The organism is Allobosea sp. ASV33, assembly GCF_016428755.1.
Lineage (GTDB): Bacteria > Pseudomonadota > Alphaproteobacteria > Rhizobiales > Beijerinckiaceae > Allobosea.
The window spans coordinates 108,752-125,942 of record NZ_JAELTI010000001.1 but is presented as its reverse complement, the minus strand read 5'-3'; the positions used below and the strand labels follow the sequence as shown (position 1 = coordinate 125,942).

Here is a 17,191-nt window from a genome sequence, read left to right as displayed (position 1 = left end):
GAGGCCGTTTGGTTTGAGTCAGGCTGCGATTGCTGGCTCGTCCAGCATCGCAAAATAGCGTTCCTCGGCTTCGGCCGGCGGGATGTTGCCGATAGGCTCGAGCAGCCGGCGATGATTGAACCAATCGACCCAGGTCAGCGTCGCGAACTCCACGGCTTCGAAGGGTCGCCACGGCCCGCGCCGATGGATCAGTTCGGCCTTGTAGAGTCCGTTGATCGTCTCTGCGAGAGCGTTGTCATAGCTGTCGCCGACGCTGCCGACGGAGGGCTCGATGCCCGCTTCGGCAAGGCGCTCGGTGTATCGAATGCTGACGTATTGAGATCCCCTGTCGGAATGATGCACGAGACCGCCACGATGGACGGACCGTCGCTCGTGCAGCGCCTGCTCCAGCGCATCGAGCACGAAGCTGGCATGAGCGGTCCAAGATACGCGCCAGCCGACGATCCGCCGCGCATAGGCGTCGATGACGAAGGCGACGTAGACGAAGCCCGACCAGGTCGAGACGTAGGTAAAGTCCGAGACCCAAAGCCTGATCGGGGCCGGCGCGTGGAACACCCGGTTGACATGATCCAGCAGGCACGGCGCGGCCTTGTCCTGGACGGTCGTGCGGATCGGCTTGCCGCGAATGACGCCTTGCAGGCCGAGCTCGGCCATCAGGCGCTCGATCGTGCACCGGGCAACGGCGAAGCCCTCGCGCAACATCTGCCGCCAGATCTTGCGTGCGCCATAGACTTCGAAGTTCTCGCCGAACACGCGCTCGATCTGCGGCTTCAGTTCCAGGTCCCGCTTCGCCCGAGCCGACTGCTTCCCGGGATCGGCCCGCTTGGTGACGTGCTCATGATAGGTTGACGGGGCGATCGGCAGCACCTTGCAGATCGGCTCGACCCCATAGGCCCCGCGATGGTCGTCAATGAAGGCGATCATGACCGGTGTCGGCGGTCGAGCTCCGCCTGGGCAACATACGCCGATGCCTTGCGCAGGATCTCGTTCGCCTGCCGCAGCTCCCGGTTCTCGCGTTCGAGGGCCTTCAGCCTGGCCGCCATATCCGTCGTCAGCCCGGGCTTGCGGCCGCTGTCGACCTCGGCCTTCTTCACCCACTCGTTCAGCGTCTGCGCCGTGCAGCCGATCTTGCCCGCGATCGACGTGATCGCCGCCCAACGCGACGGATGATCGGCCTCGTGATCCAGCACCATCCGCACCGCGCGGGCGCGCACCTCAGGCGAGAACTTGTTCGTCGTCTTGCTCGTCATAGCCCCATCCTCTCAGGAGTCGGGGCCTCCGACAAACCCGGGGCGGTTCACTTGGCGCAACTGGTCTCGTCCTGATCGAGCAGGTCGTCATGCAGCTTGCGATAGCCATAGACCGTGCGCTCTTGTTCCAGGCCTTGTCGAGAAGCTCGATCTGGCGCGCATCTCCCGAGCGCTCCGGCTCAACGGATCCGTCAGCCAGGCATAGAAACCGCCGGGCTGGATGCGCAGGCAGCGCATCGCCCGCACCAGAAATTGACGGCGACGCTCGGCCACAAACGCGTAGCTCGCTGCTTCGCGCGGCCCTTCGGGTCACTTTGCATTCTTGGCGAAATATGCGGTGGCTTTTTTTGGGATGTCGCGCTCCTCGGTGATCCGGGCCAGCTCCGCCTTCAGGCGGCGGACCTCCGCAGCCTGGTCAACATCAGCAGTGGCCGGCGGCTTCGAAAGCTTCCGCTTCCAGGCGTAGAGCGAGTATTGGGTCACGCCGAGCCGCTTCGACACCTCTGCAACGGGTAGCCTCGTTCGGTGATGTGCGCGACCGCGTCGCGCTTGAAATCATCGCTGAAATGACCATGCCCTATCATGGCCTCCTCGCCTCAAAATTAGGGAACAAGGCGTCCAAAAATCTAGGGGTTATTCAAAGTGCATCATGATCGGTCTAATCGATGTCTGAGTTCTCAGGTGGAGCGATCGAATTCAGGTACAATAAATAGGAGGACCGCATTGTTTGGTTGTCGCCGAATTTCTCGTCGATTTCGGCGGTCGACTTGTCGAGTTCAATGTTTCGGTCCGAGATGTCACGAATGGTCATGGGATGAAGCCCTAATTGCTCGAAGTCGCGGGCGCTTTTTTCCCAGATGATCTGAGCCTTTTCCATTCGCTCTCGCTCTTCGCGGATGTAGTCACGCTGCCTCGCCTTGCATTCCAATGCGAATTCCCGGAACGATTTCGGTGCCTGCGACATGCGAGCCTCAAAGAGTGGGTGGCGCTATAATGTCTTGAAACGGATCAACGGGGCGATCTCCAGCATGGGCCATCGGGAGCAAATCGGGCAAGACAATGCCGCTGCGCGGGAGAAACGGCGGAATGAGCCTTGGTGGCGACCGGCTCTGTTGAAGCACGTCCCAGCGTTGCCGGTGGCGGTGGCATGGGTCTTCGATACAGGACCGCCAAACATTCGGTTTTGACGCATGGAGATGGCTGCCATGCACGAGACGTGCTCGACTTAGGTCGATAGAATTGGAGAGCCAGTCAGTTATCGTTGCCTATCCATGGAGTCGGGCCATCCGAAAGGGCGGCTTCGAGGAGTTCGCTCAAACGTTTGATCGTGCCGAGGCTCTCTCCGCAGGCCGGACAACGAAGTACGGTATCGTCGTGGATAACGTCTGGTAGCTGAATCGATAAACCGTCGTAACTTTCGCAGTGAAAGACGTTGGGCCGTGTTGACATGGATTCAAATCTCAGCTGCAGAGCGCCGATCTGCACATACCTTAACAAATGCAATAGGCATTCACAACCATGGGTTGTGGTTCAGCCTTAACGAGAGTTGCCGTTATGGCTGGAGCTCCGACTTCAGAACTCGCATCCGGTCGGAGACATCTCCATATCCCGATCATTCTAGGGATGCGACGCCTCATAGCGGGCACCGAAGTTTGGTTGCAGCCCGATGGTAGAGCCGCCAGTGTCCGCTTTCGGCGCGCGTGGCGAGATGCCGCTAATGGCGCAAGCTGCGCTCCTCGTCGCGTTTTTCACCACTAGGCGCAATAGAACGTCTGCATTTGATAGAATTTTCCAGGATGCGGCGTCCCAAGAAGGGGATCTGCCATGGATATCCAGGCGAGGAGCCAACAGCCTCGTAATACGTGGAACCTCGGTCGCATCATCGGACCGAAGCCGCCTCTGAAGCCAAAGCATATCTGGGCGTTGCGAACCTGACTTCAGCATGAGGGGCGAATCCGCGATCTCGCCATGTTCAATCTTACGATCGATATCAAGCTGCGCGGGTGCGATCTCGTTCTCCTTTCGGAGCAAACGGGCCTTATGGGCACGGATGGCTCCCGCCGTGCTCCTTCCGCCGTTCGGCCAACGGCAAAGCCGGATCGGAAGCAGGCATCCAATCTCGGTCGCATGGGCGCGGCCGAGTCTCCTTCGTTTGGTGGCGTCCAGCGCGCCAGGAGCTTCCCGTACGCTGCAAAAAAGTCCCGCTGCGACGAGGGACATCGGCGGGGGGAGTTTGGGGCTAACGTCAGGATTTTAACCTGCGCACGATGGCCCTGCGGTTGGCGGCGCTCGCTCCAAGTCAGCGGCGCAAGCGTGTCCAGACATTATCCCGGATTTCACGCGCCTTGAGCGAACAGTCCTTGACGGGCCTGAATCTCGTCTTGAGCGGCTCGGATGGATTGATCGCGGGATTGTCGCGAAGGTCGGCCTTCAGCAGGTCCTCGGAGCCCTTGATCGCATTGTTGTAGCCGCTGAAGTTCGACGCCTCAGCCGCATTCTTCGGAAGCATCATCCAATTGAGGAAGATCTTCGCGCTTTCAGGGTTGGAGGCGCCCTTGGGAACAACGAAATTGTCGCCCCAGAGATTCATGCCTTCGGTCGGATAGACGAAGACGGCCGTCCCGAGCTTGGCCCGGGACCGATGAGAGGCGCCATTCCACTGCTGGTGCATGATGACCTCGCCGGCAGCGACGCGGTCGATCGTCCCAGTCGAGGAGTAGATCTTCACGTGCGGCTTCTGCTTTTCCAGCAGCGTCAGGATCTTCTGGCCGTCAGCGGGATCTTCACTGCATGTATCAAGGCCGAGATAGAGGGCCGCGGCGCTGTAGACCTCCCCCTGGTCGTTGAGCACGGCGATCTTGCCGGAAAGCTCCGGGCGCGGCTCAAAGAATTCCTTCCAACTCTCGTCGAGCTTGCCGCCGGGGACCTTCGCGGAATCATAGGTGAAGCCGGTCGAGCCCCAGAGATAGGGCACCGAATATTCCCGGCCGGGGTCGGCTGCGGGCCGATCATGAGGTGCGGCGACATTGCTGAAATTGGACATCTTCGCGGCGTCGACCTTCAGCAGCAGGTCGGACTTGATCATCGTCGCGAGGATGGAGTTGCTGGGCACCACGATGTCGTATCCGCCACCACCAGCCTGCAACTTGGCCAGCATCGTGTCGTTGCTGTCGTAGACGTCGAGGCTGACCTTGATGCCCGTCTCCGCCTCGAAGCGCTTGATCAGGTCGGGCGGCACGTAGTTGGCCCAACTGTACAGCAGCAGCTGCTTGGATTGGGCGACGGCGGCGGCAGGCGCAGCCACGATGGCAAGGGCCGCGAGAAACGTGCGAATTCGGCTTGCTCTCTTCATGACATCTGGTCTCCCCTCGTTTGATTGGCGGGCGTGGTCCCACTACGGAAGACGACGGCGACGATCACGACCGAGGTCAGCAGAAGCAGGGTCGACAGCGCATTGACCTCAGGCGTGATGCCGGTACGGATCATTCCGTAGATGTAGACGGGCAGCGTCGTGGCGCCGGGGCCCGCGACGAAATAAGTGATAACGAAATCCCCGAGCGAGCTGATGAATGCGAGCAGCGCGCCGGCGAAGATGCCCGGCGCGAGCAAAGGCAGCTCGATGCGCAGAAAGCGTCGCCAGGCCGGGGCGTAGAGGTCGCTTGCCGCTTCGCTCAACGCCGGGTCCAGAGCAGCGAGGCGCGAGCGGATCGGATAATAGGCGAAGGGGATGCAGAACACCGTATGCGCCAGGACGACCGACATCAGCCCTAACCGGATGCCCGCGAGCACGAAGAGCATGAGCAGGGCGACGGCAGTGACGATTTCGGGGATCAGAAGTGGCAGGCCGAGCAGGCCTTCGACCACGCCACGCAGGCGCCGCCCGGAACGCACGATGCCGAGGGCAGCGGACGTCGCGGCTGCTGTTGCGATGCCGGTCGCCGCTGCCGCCACCATCAGCGAATTGCCGATGGCCACGAGCATCGTCTCGTTACCGAGGGCCTTGGCGTACCATTGCAGACTGAAGCCGGTCCAGATCGTGGTCAGGTCGCTCGCGTTGAACGACAGCACCGCGAGCACGACGATCGGCACATAGAGGAAAAGCATTGCCAGCGCGGCCACGATCGCGGTGCCAGGAAGGCGTAATGGGTGCCGCGTCTCATTCATGATGCGGCCTGCTCGCGCCGTTTGATCCGGGCCACCAGTATCAGGGACAACAGCAGAACCAGGAGCAGCACGAGTGCAAGCGCAGCACCGAACGGCCAGTTGCGCGATGCCCCGAATTGCGCCTGGATGAGATTCCCGATCATCAGCGACTTGCCGCCGCCGAGCAGTTCCGGGCTGACATAGGCGCCCAGACACGGCACGAAGACGAGGATGGCGCCGGCGGCGATGCCCGGTGCCGCCAGCGGCAGGACCACCCGCGACAGAACACGCCAGCGATCGGCGCCGAGATCGAAGGCCGCCTCGATCAGGCGTTTGTCGATCCGTTCCAGTGCGACATAGATCGGCAGGATCATGAACGGCAGGAACGAATAGGTCAGGCCGATGCCCGTCGCCAGCGGCGTGTAGAGGATGTCGAGCGGTGGCGTGAGGATGCCGGTGGCGGCAAGCGCGCTGTCGAGCGGGCCGCCGTTGCGCAGGATCAGGATCCAGGCGAAATTCCGCACCAGCAGGTTGGTCCAGAAAGGCACGGTGACGAGGAAGAGCATGAAAGCGGCGTGGCGCGGCGGCAGGCTCGCCATGTAGAGCGCCGTGGGAATGCCGAGCACCAGCGTGATAGCCGTGGTGATCGCCGCAAGCCTGAGCGACCGCAGGATGATCGCGATGTAGTCGCTGTTGAAGGAGATCTGGCCCGTCAGGTCCCGTTCGAACAGCAGCTTCTCATAGGCAATGCCCGTATGGCTGCCCCACGCCACGCCTCCAAAGGCTCCGCGCTCGAGGCTCGAGACGTAGATCATCAGCCCGACTGGCACGAGCATGAACACGATGAGGAACAGCGCAGCTGGTGCCGCCAGCAGGCTCGGAGATGTCGATATCGACCTCATGCCGGAAACACCCGCGCCGCATCTGCGGGGAATGTGAAGCCCGCCTCGCGCCCGATGACCGCGTCCGCAGCCGTAGTGCCCGGCAGGCGTGCTCGCAGGGAGCCGCCGCCCGCCAAAGCCGCATGCACGACGAGGTCGCTGCCACGATAGACCGCCGTTTCCACCTTGCCGTGCAGCATGCCGGGCTTTGGTTCGCCGATGGCGATGCGCTCGGGCCGGACGACGAGAGTTGCCTTCTCGCCGACGGCGACCATCTGCGCCTCGGTGACCGAGACGATGTCGTTGCCGTTGCCGATCGAGAAGCGGCCGCTGGCGCCGCTCTTCTCGATACAGGTCGCCGGCCAGAAATTCGCCTCGCCGATGAACTCCGCGACGAAGAGATTGGCCGGCGCGTCATAGAGGCTGTCCGGCGTGCCCACCTGCATCACCGCGCCATCGCGCATCACGGCCAGTCGATCCGACATGGCGAGAGCTTCCTCCTGGTCGTGCGTGACGAAGACGAATGTGATGCCGGTCTCGGCCTGGAGGCGCTTGAGCTCGATCTGCATCTCGCGCCGCAGCTTGAGGTCGAGCGCCGAGAGCGGTTCGTCGAGCAGCAGGACCTTGGGCGCAGGCGCCAAAGCGCGAGCGAGCGCGACACGTTGCTGCTGCCCGCCTGAGAGCTGGGCCGGGCGACGCTCACCCATGCCGTCGAGGCGAACGAGGCGCAGCATTTCCGCGACGCGCGATTTGATCGTTTCCCGCGGTCGCCCCAGCATTTCGAGCCCGAACGCGATGTTGGCGGCTACGCTCATATGCGGAAAGAGCGCGTAGCTCTGGAAGACGGTATTGATCGGGCGCCCGTTGGGTGGCGTCTGGCCGAGGACATTGCCGTCCAGGCTGATCTCGCCTGAATCAGGCATGGCGAATCCCGCGATGAGGCGCAGGAGCGTGGTCTTGCCGCATCCCGAGGGGCCGAGCAGAGTGAAGAACTCGTTGCGGCGGATGTCGAGCGAGACGGCGTCGAGCGCGGATTGAGCCGCGCCGGGAAACCGTTTTGACACGCCTGCGATGGCGACGATGGTATCCGTCATGGGCAAGCTCGGGTCATGGCTGGGCTATCCCTTGGCGCCGGTGCGAGGCCGCCTGAGCCGATCCTCGATCTGATGACGCCAGTAGATCAGTTGGAATGCGGCGCGGCCGATCGAGCCGCCGGCGAAGGGCAGGCCAAATGGCGCGAAACGGCGGTGGCGGTCGTCCCCATCTGCAATGGCGGATGCGATCAGCTCCCCAGCGAGCGTCGTGTTGACGAGGCCGAGTCCACCAAAGCAGGCGGCTGCCCATAAACCTTCGGCCAAAGGGCCAATGACGGGCATTCTGTGTCGGGCGATCGGCATAAGGCCGGACCAGGCGCGTTCAATGCCCAAACTCGACAGCTGAGGGTAGATCCGCGTGATGTCGCTCTTCAAGCGGGCCCGGATACCCTCTGTGCTATAGGCGAAGGCATTGGCCCGGCCTCCCCACAGCAGGCGACCGTCCGGCAAGACCCGGTAATAGTCGGTCGCGACGCGCAGATCGGACACTGCGAAGCGGGTGCGGATCGCCTCTTGCAGCTTCTCGGGAGCCGGGTTCGTGGTGACGACGAAAGACGCGACGGGAACGGTCGCTAGCCCGAGCCTGGTGTCGAGCATCCCGAGATGCGCGCCCCCGGCCAACACCACGTGGCGCGCGACGACAGTGCCTGTGCGCGTGACGACCTTGCGCGCCGCGCCCGCGGCCTTGACCCCGACGACGGTGGTGCCTTCGTGGATCCGTGCGCCGGCCCGCACGGCGGCGTGCGCCATCCCGCGCGCGAGGTTGAGAGGTTGAATTTGCAACGAGGCGGGATTGACGAAAGCGTCGGCATAAGCGTCCGTCGCCAGCATGTCGCGAAGCTCAGTTGGCGGGAGGTAGACGAAGCCCGGGCCGAACTGATCATTCATCCAGTCGACATGGCTCCGCAGGTTATCGGGCTGCCAGGCCATGCGGCAGCGCAAGGCACCTTGGCCCTGCCGCGTGGTCGGCCCGAGGGCTTCGGCGCGGCGGCCAACAATCGCCAGGGCTTCCGCGCTCAAACGCCACAGCGCTAAGGCGTCCGAAAGCCCATGGCGCGCGACCAGCTCCCGCATCGAGAGCGGATAGCCTGCGCTGGCAAACCCGCCATTGCGACCGGACGCCCCCCAGCCTAGCCGGTTCGCCTCAAGCAACACCACCGACCGTTTCCGCTCGGCAAGGGCCAATGCCGTAGCAAGCCCGGCCAAGCCGCCGCCGATCACGCAGGTCTCGGTCTCGCAATCGCCGTCGAGACCCGGCCATCGGGCATCGTCATCGCGTGTGGCGGCGTAGTGCGTGTCCGGGTAGACCTGCAATGCTCAGTATCCTCCGCCGGCGATCAGGCGGGCGGTGGCGACCGCCATGGGGGCGAACCGGGCCCGGACCTCGTCCTGGTTATGGTCGGCGATCGACATGGCTATATGAACCGCGCCGCGCGGAACCCCGTTCAGGTCGACGATTGGCGCTGCGACCACGATTTCTCCCGTCAGTGCCTCCTGAGCGCAGATCGCGAAACCGTCGCGCCTGGCCCGGGCGATTTCCACCATGACGGCCTCGACATCGGTGATGGTGTAAGGCGTCAACGGGGTGCGCGGGCTGTGTTCGACCAGGGCCCGTGCCTCCGCCTCCGGCAGCCGCGACAGCATGGCTCGCCCGCCCGACGAGCAGAACGCCGGAATGCGTCGTCCCACGATTGTCGCGCCGAACGCTTCGCGCTGGCTTTGGAGGCGGACGACATAGACGATGTCGAGGCCGTCCAGCAGGCTGAGGTCGACCCGCTTTTGGCAGGATTGCCTGAGATCCGAGAGATAAGGCGTCGCCAATTCGATCAGCGGATCGCTCCGCAGATAGGAGTGTGCGAGGCCGAGCACGCGCCGTGACAGCTTGAAGCGCCTCGTGGAGGGGTTCTTTTCGAGATAGCCGAGAGATTGAAGCGTGAAAGCGAAGCGCTGCGCCGCGCTCTTGTCCAGGCCCGTCTTGGCCGCGATTTCGGTGACGCCGACATCGCGCCGTTCCGTTGCCACGGCTTCGAGCACGGCAAGGCCGCGCTCCAGCGAGCCTACGAAAAGCGCGTTCGCCTTTTCCGGGGCAACAACCCCGGACGAAGCCGCAGCGTCATCATTTAGCGCGTGTTTGACCACTTTACCCCTCTTGCTTGGGACGGTACGGCGGCGACCGAAAGATTGCAATACGATTGATAGTATCGTCTAGAGATACAAGCAAGCTTCGGCGGGTCAGCGTGACGGGCCTGTTAGATCCCCAGATTCGAGAAAAATGCTGACTTTGGCCTGGCCCAATTGTACGGCGGATTCCTAGCTGACGAATGGTCGGCTCGCGGGTTCGGGCAAGCCGCTCCTGAAGTAATTTAGCGAGTTGGATCCGCTAGACCAACCAAGCAGCCGCCCGTGATGCAGGCCAGCCGCTGCGTCAGCTCTCATAGAGAACACGCTGTTGAGGGTCAGCGGTTCTTCCTCGCTGGAACAGCAGCGGCAGTGCTTGCTGCCCCTAGCAACCGCGCTTCGACACGATTTGACACTTACATACATTCCTTCTGCATCGCGGCTGTTGAATTCTGGCGGGCGATTTCGCCTGCGGCCGACGCGCCGACATTGGCTGCCGCGACTGCAAATCCGGATGCGGAACCGCCGAAAGGGATAAGTCCTATGACGCTCGAGAGGACAGCCGTCCCCGTGGCCGTCGCTTGGGCATTTTGTGCTGCTTCTTCGCACTTCTGCCGGCTCTGCCCAGACGCTTGCCGCTGCGCTGTGCCGCCCACATGTTCATGCAGCGCCTTTTTGGATGCCCCGCGGCCGCCAAGAGGCGTGTCGACTATCCCTTGGGCTTTCCGCTTGTTGTACTCTTTAATATTCGCAGCGCGCTGAGCCGGCGATAAATCGACCTTGTCAGCCATAGCGGTCGATGTTGACAGGGCCATCGCGATTGCAGCGGCATATATGATGGAATTCTTATGCATGATCTGTCCTTCTCGTCTGAAAGAAGGTCATGCTTATTAACGAGACAACCCTGGTTCAAATCGGATCGATTGCGATTTGATGGCTATTGTTCGCTAGCGCAATCTTGTGACAGATCATGGACAAAGCCATGCTGGCGAGCGATTTCTTTGCGTGCATGCAAGAAGATGCGACCGATCTCGAACAGGCGACGGGTTGGAATCAAAAGCAGACGGCGCCGATCCTTTGGATCCGGTCTGCGCACGAGCGTGCCCGACGCCACCATATCGTCTATGTGACGGGTAACGGTGACTTCGCTGGTGAACGCATCGAAGTAGGTCGCGACCTGCTTCACCGTCAGTATTTCTCCCTCCAGCCATTTATGACCGATCAGGGTGAAGATCATGTCGGCTTCGAAAATGCTTCGCCAGGGGTGCTTAAGAAAGCCGTCCTTGATCATCTGACGGCGGAATTCGGCTCGGTATTCCAGCCAGGAGACGTCTGACGCAAGGAGCGCGCGCTGCGCCTGGTCAAGCTCGACGTGAGCGCGATCTTCGATCAGGAGAATTTCATCAAGTTCTTCTGTCGGCGTATTTGCGGCGTTCCCATTCTTCATAAGTCCGAGTCCAATCGTAACGAAACGACCGAGACTATGTTCCGGCGGTGAGTTTTTGCAACAAATTGATGTGCATTTTCGGTTGCTTAGTGCTTTTTCAAGGACCTTCGGATTTATGTTCGTTCTGTGCGAAACTTCAGTTCGTATCTCATCAAGACAGTCAGGCGGAACTCGTTGTATCGTTCCGCCGAACGGTACTGTGAAGTTTTTGCCCGGCGAAGGTCCATGGTGATCGAGTGCTCATTAAAGGGGTAAGGCGAAAGGAAAAGGTAGAGTGAGTTCCGGTCCATTTCCGACACGGCGCCTTTCCACGAACGACGTTCCCCGGCAAGAACGACTTGCGTTCGTCCATGACTTTATGGCGCGTCACATCGGGGGGCGCGAATTTGCGCCGGCTGATTGTGAAAACGTGCGGATCGATATGGAGGCGATGCCTTTGCCTGGCGGCTTGACCGTGGCTCGGGGGCTGTACGCACCAATGAGCGGCGCGCGCACCCGCGATTTGTTACAAGATGGCCGCGAACAATATCTGCTTCTGATCCACAACCAGGACCATGAGATTTCGATTGACGGCAGGCCGGCGTTCAAGGTTTCCGCAGGCGACACGGTGATCGTGAACGAGGGGACATGTCACGAATTCCGCTATGGGAAGCCCACGACCGTCGACCTTGTTTCGCTCGATCGCCATATCATTGCCGATCTGGCGCCGCGTCTGGAACTTGAAGCCAGTTATCTGATCCCTTCGGGCGCATGTGGCATGCCGCTGCTAGCGAACTATGTCGAGACGCTTCGCCGACATCCGCCTCTCTCGGCCAGGGCCGGAGATATGGCAGCGCGCCACATTTACGATTTGACGGCTTTGGTCCTCGATGGCTTCGTTCGTGGTGGAGCAGAGCGGAATGAGCGCAGTAAAGCGGCTGCGCGCCGCAGGCTTGTTCGGCAGGACATTCTTCAAGGCTTATCCGATCCAGGGCTGAACATTGACGCCATCGCGCGCCGTCAGGGGGTGACGCCGCGCTATATTCAGCGACTATTCGAGAGCGAGGGGCAGACGTTTACCGAGTTCTTACGTGATTCCCGGCTCGACCTTGCCTACCGTCTTCTCAAGGAGCGAGACGCGGAGTCGAGCAGGATTACGGCAATCGCATATGATGTCGGTTTTTCCGATCTTTCGACATTCAGCAGAGCGTTTCGTCAACGCTTCAATGCTACGCCATCTGAGATCAGGCGTTCGGCGCTGTAGTCTTTTTAGGCTATATTCGTAATATTTTCGGTAAGCGACGCCTGATTTTAAATACCGAATCGATATCTGGGCCGTGATTTATTTCTTCCTGCTCCATTCCGCATAGCGCTCACACGAATCGTATCGCCACAGATGCGGCGCTTGTTCGCGATACATCAAAAGTCGGTTCGGTATCCCCCAAGATAATAGTGGTCGTTTTCTTATACTTTCTGCGGCAGCAGGCGGAAATTGAACGCTGCTGGTAATGCAGTGGGGGATTCTACGTGCGCAAGAAGTTATGGAACCTGATGCTGATGTCAGGCCGCGGGCGCCGCAGCAAGCAGGGACGAAATTCACGAATGATCGGAGCACGCAAGAAATGGCGCCGGCTCGTTGTCAATCTCCGCCGTTCGTCTGGGCGGCCGTTTCTTGGCGGCGATCTTGCGTGCGGCAGCTCGGCAATTAGCAGGCAAATTGAAGCTAATTGGCTCTTCGGCCTGACGAAGGGCATCGCTATAGCTCGGTGAAGCCGCCAGCAACATCGGCGACAGAGCTGGTGATAGGCGCGCGCCCGCGGTCAAAGCAGGGCGCTACACGAAACAATTGGTTTTTCATTCTTCGGACGCAGCAGCGCCCGTCGTGGGCGAAGCTTTGCCTACGGCAGATCGATCAAGGAGTAGGAAATTGCAGGTTAGAGCTTTCAATCTGTTGAGGTCGACGAACGTATCGCGTCTGCGGCACGTACAATCACTTCTCGCCGGTGCCTCGATGATTGCGCTTGCTCTTCCGGCGTCGGCCGCCACATTGGAATTCATCAACGGCGAGACGAAAGCCGACCCGCTCACGCTGTCAGGTTCGAATACTTTGATCGCGGGCGAGGGTGTGGGCGGTACTCTTGCCGGTGTAGTCTCGGGAACCGGAGGTCTTTCCAAGACCGGAGCCGGCACCATCACGATCTCCGGTGACAATACCTATTCCGGTGGCACCGACCTTGTCGCAGGCGAGTTGCGTCCGACGCACATTAACGCGCTGGGCACAGGCGTCGTGACCTTCAACGGCGGGGGGCTCGGTTTCTACGGACTCGGGACGTTATCCATCGGCAATGATATGGTCTTCAACGGCACCGGCCAGATGGCCGTGCAGCAGGCGACCATCCTGTCCGGTGCCCTATCGGGAGCCGGGAGGCTCGCGAAAAACGATGCTGGAACCTTGACGCTTTCGGGCGATAACACCTTCACGGGCGGTGCTATTATTCGCGGCGGCATTTTGCGGGCGGAAAGCCAGCATGCACTGGGATCGGGCGCAATCACCTTTGCCGGCGGATCACTCGCAATCTACACACCACAGGAGATGCCGGTCGCCAACGACATGGTGGTCAATGCCGCCGCTACAATCGACACTGCCCAACATGCCAGGGTTTCAGGTGTTCTCTCGGGAGCGGCAAGCCTCACGAAGGACGGCGGGGGGACTCTGACTCTTGCTGGGAACAATAGTGCCTTCTCAGGCGGCCTGATCATTCAAGCCGGGGCGGTGCACGCTGAAAATAGTTCCGCGTTTGGTTCCGGGACCGTCACGATCGGTGGAGACCATGGAGGCACCCTTTCTTATGCGGACGGCATCGCGATTTCTAACAACGTGATGGTCAAGGCAAATACAGGGTTCCATGTCGCATCGGGAACGGCCACGCAATCTGGCCGGATCGATCAAGGGAACGGTATGTTCTTCCTTGGAAAAACGGGCGCTGGTGAACTTGTCGTAACGAGCGCTATCAATGCGGGCCATCAATTTTACGTAGCCCAAGGACAGCTGACCGCAGCGGCTGAAAACGTACTTGGAGGCCGAACATACGTCGTCCGATCGGATGGGACCTTGAAGCTCAGGGCTGATCAACAGGTCGAACATATTGCGGGCAGCGGTACAATTGACATTGGATCAAGCAAATTAACGGTCGGCGCTGGGGCAGGGGCGTTGAACTTTAGCGGGCGTCTTATCGGCGGGGAGGACGCGCACCTCGTCAAAACGGGAGGTGGTATTCAAGCACTCGATGGCGATGGCCTCGATTACTATGGCCGGATATCGGTGCTCGGCGGCACGCTAGCCGTTAACGGCAACTTTGCTGGGACACCTGTGCTCGTAACGAATGGCCGCTTGCAAGGGAGCGGTCAACTCGGAGATGTCGTCGTCGATGGAGCTACCCTGGCGGGGACAAGCGGTACGACGCTTTCCATGCGTGACTTGCGTCTGACCAGCAGCGCCGTCATCCAAGCCAACCTTGGTACCACAAACAACGGTGCGCTCTTCCATGTTGTCGGGGATCTCGTGCTCGACGGCACGTTGAATGTGACCAACGTAGGCGGATTTGGGCCCGGTGTTTATCGCGTCTTCAGCTACGGGGGCGCGCTCGACGATCGTGGACTCGAGATCGGATCTGCTCCCAAGGGCTATAGCGCTGGCAATCTCGCCGTGCAGACCTCTGTTGCCGGGCAAGTCAATCTGGTTGCAGACAATCCGAACTATGGGCCGGTGTTGTTCTGGGACGGCGACAACGCAGCGAACTGGGACAACGGCAAGATCGATGGCGGGAACGGTCGCTGGAGAACTGGTGGTCGCGCGTTCACCGATGCCGCTGGGATCCAGAACGGCGCGATGAATCCTCGCCCCGGATTTGTGGTTTTCGGCGGGCAGGCCGGTAATGTCGAGGTCTACACAGGCACCGGCCAGGTCCAGGCCACCGGTATGCAGTTTGCGACAAGCGGCTATCGGCTTTACGGCGATATGCTCGACATCGTCGCTGGCGAGGCGATCATCCGTGTCGGGGATGGGACCGCGGCGAGCGCAAACTATACCGCGACGATCTCCAACAAGCTGGACGGCGGCGGTACTCTGACCAAGACCGATCTCGGTACGCTCATCCTGGATGGCGACAACACCTATTGGGGCGGTACGGAGATTCGCCAAGGCACGCTCCAGCTCGGCAGTGGCGGCACCTCGGGCTCGATCGTTGGTGACGTGGTCAACTACGGTGTTCTGGCCTTCAATCGATCGGACGCGACGACCTTCGATGGAACGATTTCAGGCACCGGAGCGGTTCGCATCATCGGCGGCGATGTCACCCTCACGGCCGCCAACAGCTATACTGGCGGCACGATTGTAGACGGCGGGGTTTTGAGGGCAGGCGCGTACGGCGCTTTCGTCGACCAAACCGCCTACACCGTGAACGGCGGTACGCTGGATCTCAACGACTTCGCTCTCAGTATGTCGTCTTTGTCGGGCACAGGAGGCACCGTGGCGATCGGTGCGTCGGCACTCACCGTCCAGCAGGACATTGATACGAATTTCGCGGGATCGCTGTCGGGGACAGGTTGGTTCTCAAAGGGTGGCAGCGGCACGCTTACGCTCTCGGGCGACAATTCTGGCTTCACGGGCGAGGGGTTCGTCGGAGACGGCACGCTTGCCGTCAATGGCGTATTCGGCGGTTCCGTCGATATAGCTCCAACTGGCCGTCTGCAGGGCACAGGCACGGTCGGCGACACCATCGTGTCGGGCACCATCGCGCCGGGCAATTCCATCGGCACACTGAATATCGCTGGCAATGTCACCTTCCATCCCGGCTCGATCTATGAGGTCGAGATCAACGCCGCGGGGCAAGGCGACAGGATCGTCGCGACGGGCGCGGCTACGATCAGCGGCGGCACGGTCAGGGTGCTCGCCGGCATGGGCGATTACGCGCCCGCGACGACCTACACCATTCTCACCGCTAATGGCGCTACCGGCGTCAACGGCAGCTTCAACGGCGTGACCTCCAACCTCGCCTTCCTCGATCCCTCGCTCAGCTACGACGCCAACAACGTCTATCTGACGATGACCCGCAACGCGACGAGCTTCCAGAATGTGGGTGTGACGCGGAACCAGATGGCGACTGGCGGCGGGGTCGAAAGCCTCCGCTTCGGCAATCCGCTCTACAATGCAGTGCTGAACCTGTCGGCCCCCCAGGCGCGAACGGCGTTTGATCAGCTGTCGGGGGAGATTCACGCTTCGGCAAAGGCGTCGATGATCGAGGATAGCCGCTTTGTCCGAAACGCCATCAACGATCGAATCCGTGCGGCCTTTGATGGCGTCGGCGCGTCCGGCGCTATGGTCACGACTTACGTCGATGGCAAGCCGGTTCCGGTCGCGGCGAATACCAACGGCGTTGCTCTGTGGGGGCAGGGCTTCGGCTCATGGGGCCACACGGACGGGGACGGCAATGCCGCTCGTCTCAATCGCAAGACCGGCGGATTCTTCCTTGGTCTCGACACGCCGGTCTTTGATACTTGGCGTTTCGGCGCGGTTGCAGGCTACAGCAATACCAGCTTCGACACGAAGGACCGCCATTCCTCCGGCTCCAGCGATAATTACCATCTCGGTCTCTATGGTGGCACGAATTGGGGCAATATCGCTTTCCGCACGGGCGCTGCCTACACGTGGCAAGATGTTTCGACGAAGCGCAGCGTGAACGTCTCCAGCTTCGGAAACAATCTGAGGGGCGACTATAACGCGGGCACGGCACAGATCTTCGGCGAACTGGCCTATCGCGTGAATATGGGCGCGACCAGGTTCGAGCCCTTTGCCAATCTGGCCTACGTCAATCTGCATACGGATGGATTCAGCGAACGGGGCGGTGCTGCGGCCCTGACCAGCCCGTCGAGCAACACCGATGCGACCTTCACGACTCTCGGTCTGCGGGCTTCCAGCTCATTCGAAGTGAATGGCGCGAGCCTGACTGCCAAGGGCGCGCTCGGTTGGCGCCACGCCTTCGGGGGTGTCACGCCGATCTCGACGATGCGGTTTGACGGCGGAAGCGCCTTCACCGTTGCCGGTGTGCCGATTGCGCGGAATGCTGCGGTGATCGAGGCCGGTCTCGACCTCGCTCTGACGGCGAATGCGGCGCTTGGCGTGAGCTACGGCGGTCAGTTCGGCTCTGGAATTTCTGACCAGTCGGTCAAGGCCAACTTCAACGTCAAGTTCTGATTGTTTGACGCCCGCGATGACGGTGC

12 protein-coding genes, 2 pseudogenes and 1 other annotated feature are annotated in these 17,191 nt (G+C 61.1%); of the genes and pseudogenes, 3 read left to right on the top strand and 11 right to left on the bottom strand.

What is annotated here, in order from left to right; genetic code table 11:
• Positions 1-18 precede the first annotated feature (18 nt).
• From JHD80_RS00570 to JHD80_RS00560, 3 genes and pseudogenes are all read right to left on the bottom strand, one after another.
• Positions 19-1,250 (bottom strand): IS3 family transposase gene (locus JHD80_RS00570; protein ID WP_248311302.1). Its coding sequence is split into 2 segments (ribosomal slippage): positions 19-959 and positions 959-1,250, totalling 1,233 coding nucleotides; the frame shifts between segments, so codons are not numbered across the junction.
• Positions 850-966 (bottom strand) — a sequence feature (AL1L pseudoknot). (Overlaps the previous gene by 117 nt.)
• A 56-nt stretch (positions 1,251-1,306) precedes the next feature.
• A pseudogene (locus tag JHD80_RS28530) lies at positions 1,307-1,831 on the bottom strand (transposase); the annotation flags it as partial.
• A 77-nt stretch (positions 1,832-1,908) separates the two neighbouring features.
• Positions 1,909-2,214: a hypothetical protein gene (locus JHD80_RS00560; RefSeq protein WP_199084410.1), complete on the bottom strand. Its 306-nt coding sequence runs from the start codon at positions 2,212-2,214 to the stop codon at positions 1,909-1,911.
• 860 nt (positions 2,215-3,074) lie between these two features.
• Here JHD80_RS00560 and JHD80_RS28525 point away from each other — a divergent pair.
• Positions 3,075-3,273 (top strand): annotated as a pseudogene (locus tag JHD80_RS28525) (integrase); the annotation flags it as partial.
• 276 nt (positions 3,274-3,549) lie between these two features.
• Here JHD80_RS28525 and JHD80_RS00555 read toward each other — a convergent pair.
• The 8 genes from JHD80_RS00555 to JHD80_RS00520 all read right to left on the bottom strand — a co-directional run bounded on the left by JHD80_RS00555 (position 3,550) and on the right by JHD80_RS00520 (position 10,933).
• A complete protein-coding gene (locus JHD80_RS00555) occupies positions 3,550-4,602 on the bottom strand; it encodes an extracellular solute-binding protein (protein WP_199084409.1) in 1,053 nt (350 codons plus the stop codon).
• On the bottom strand, positions 4,599-5,369 hold the full coding sequence (locus JHD80_RS00550; RefSeq protein ID WP_349237182.1) for an ABC transporter permease: 771 nt from the start codon (positions 5,367-5,369) through the stop codon (positions 4,599-4,601). The genes JHD80_RS00555 and JHD80_RS00550 overlap by 4 nt, the downstream gene beginning before the upstream one ends.
• Positions 5,370-5,410: 41 nt before the next feature.
• Complete coding sequence (locus JHD80_RS00545; RefSeq protein WP_199084407.1) at positions 5,411-6,295, bottom strand: ABC transporter permease; 885 nt, start codon at positions 6,293-6,295, stop codon at positions 5,411-5,413.
• A complete protein-coding gene (locus JHD80_RS00540) occupies positions 6,292-7,368 on the bottom strand; it encodes an ABC transporter ATP-binding protein (protein WP_199084406.1) in 1,077 nt (358 codons plus the stop codon). The genes JHD80_RS00545 and JHD80_RS00540 overlap by 4 nt, the downstream gene beginning before the upstream one ends.
• A gap of 24 nt (positions 7,369-7,392) precedes the next feature.
• Positions 7,393-8,682: an NAD(P)/FAD-dependent oxidoreductase gene (locus tag JHD80_RS00535; RefSeq protein ID WP_199084405.1), complete on the bottom strand. Its 1,290-nt coding sequence runs from the start codon at positions 8,680-8,682 to the stop codon at positions 7,393-7,395.
• A 3-nt stretch (positions 8,683-8,685) separates the two neighbouring features.
• Positions 8,686-9,507 (bottom strand): IclR family transcriptional regulator domain-containing protein, encoded by an 822-nt coding sequence (locus tag JHD80_RS00530; protein ID WP_199084404.1) that lies wholly within the window; start codon positions 9,505-9,507, stop codon positions 8,686-8,688.
• A 395-nt stretch (positions 9,508-9,902) separates the two neighbouring features.
• Positions 9,903-10,340, bottom strand: a complete 438-nt coding sequence (locus JHD80_RS00525) for a hypothetical protein (RefSeq protein ID WP_199084403.1) — start codon at positions 10,338-10,340, stop codon at positions 9,903-9,905.
• An 83-nt stretch (positions 10,341-10,423) separates the two neighbouring features.
• Positions 10,424-10,933, bottom strand: coding sequence for a MarR family transcriptional regulator (locus JHD80_RS00520; protein ID WP_248311300.1), 510 nt, complete (start codon positions 10,931-10,933; stop codon positions 10,424-10,426).
• A gap of 274 nt (positions 10,934-11,207) precedes the next feature.
• On the opposite strand from JHD80_RS00520, the gene JHD80_RS29225 reads away from it, so the two are divergent.
• Both JHD80_RS29225 and JHD80_RS00510 read left to right on the top strand, forming a co-directional pair.
• Complete coding sequence (locus JHD80_RS29225) at positions 11,208-12,176, top strand: helix-turn-helix transcriptional regulator (RefSeq protein WP_349237181.1); 969 nt, start codon at positions 11,208-11,210, stop codon at positions 12,174-12,176.
• 747 nt (positions 12,177-12,923) lie between these two features.
• Complete coding sequence (locus JHD80_RS00510) at positions 12,924-17,165, top strand: autotransporter domain-containing protein (RefSeq protein ID WP_199084402.1); 4,242 nt, start codon at positions 12,924-12,926, stop codon at positions 17,163-17,165.
• The last annotated feature ends 26 nt before the right edge of the window (positions 17,166-17,191 follow it).

Excerpts from the sequence above, each read along its gene's own strand:
- JHD80_RS00520 (WP_248311300.1), bottom strand. The coding sequence starts at position 10,933 with ATGAAGAATGGGAACGCCGCAAATACGCCGACAGAAGAACTTGATGAA.
- JHD80_RS00560 (WP_199084410.1), bottom strand. The coding sequence starts at position 2,214 with ATGTCGCAGGCACCGAAATCGTTCCGGGAATTCGCATTGGAATGCAAG.
- JHD80_RS00525 (WP_199084403.1), bottom strand. The coding sequence starts at position 10,340 with ATGCATAAGAATTCCATCATATATGCCGCTGCAATCGCGATGGCCCTG.
- JHD80_RS00545 (WP_199084407.1), bottom strand. The coding sequence starts at position 6,295 with ATGAGGTCGATATCGACATCTCCGAGCCTGCTGGCGGCACCAGCTGCG.
- JHD80_RS00540 (WP_199084406.1), bottom strand. The coding sequence starts at position 7,368 with ATGACGGATACCATCGTCGCCATCGCAGGCGTGTCAAAACGGTTTCCC.
- JHD80_RS00555 (WP_199084409.1), bottom strand. The coding sequence starts at position 4,602 with ATGAAGAGAGCAAGCCGAATTCGCACGTTTCTCGCGGCCCTTGCCATC.
- JHD80_RS00510 (WP_199084402.1), top strand. The coding sequence starts at position 12,924 with ATGATTGCGCTTGCTCTTCCGGCGTCGGCCGCCACATTGGAATTCATC.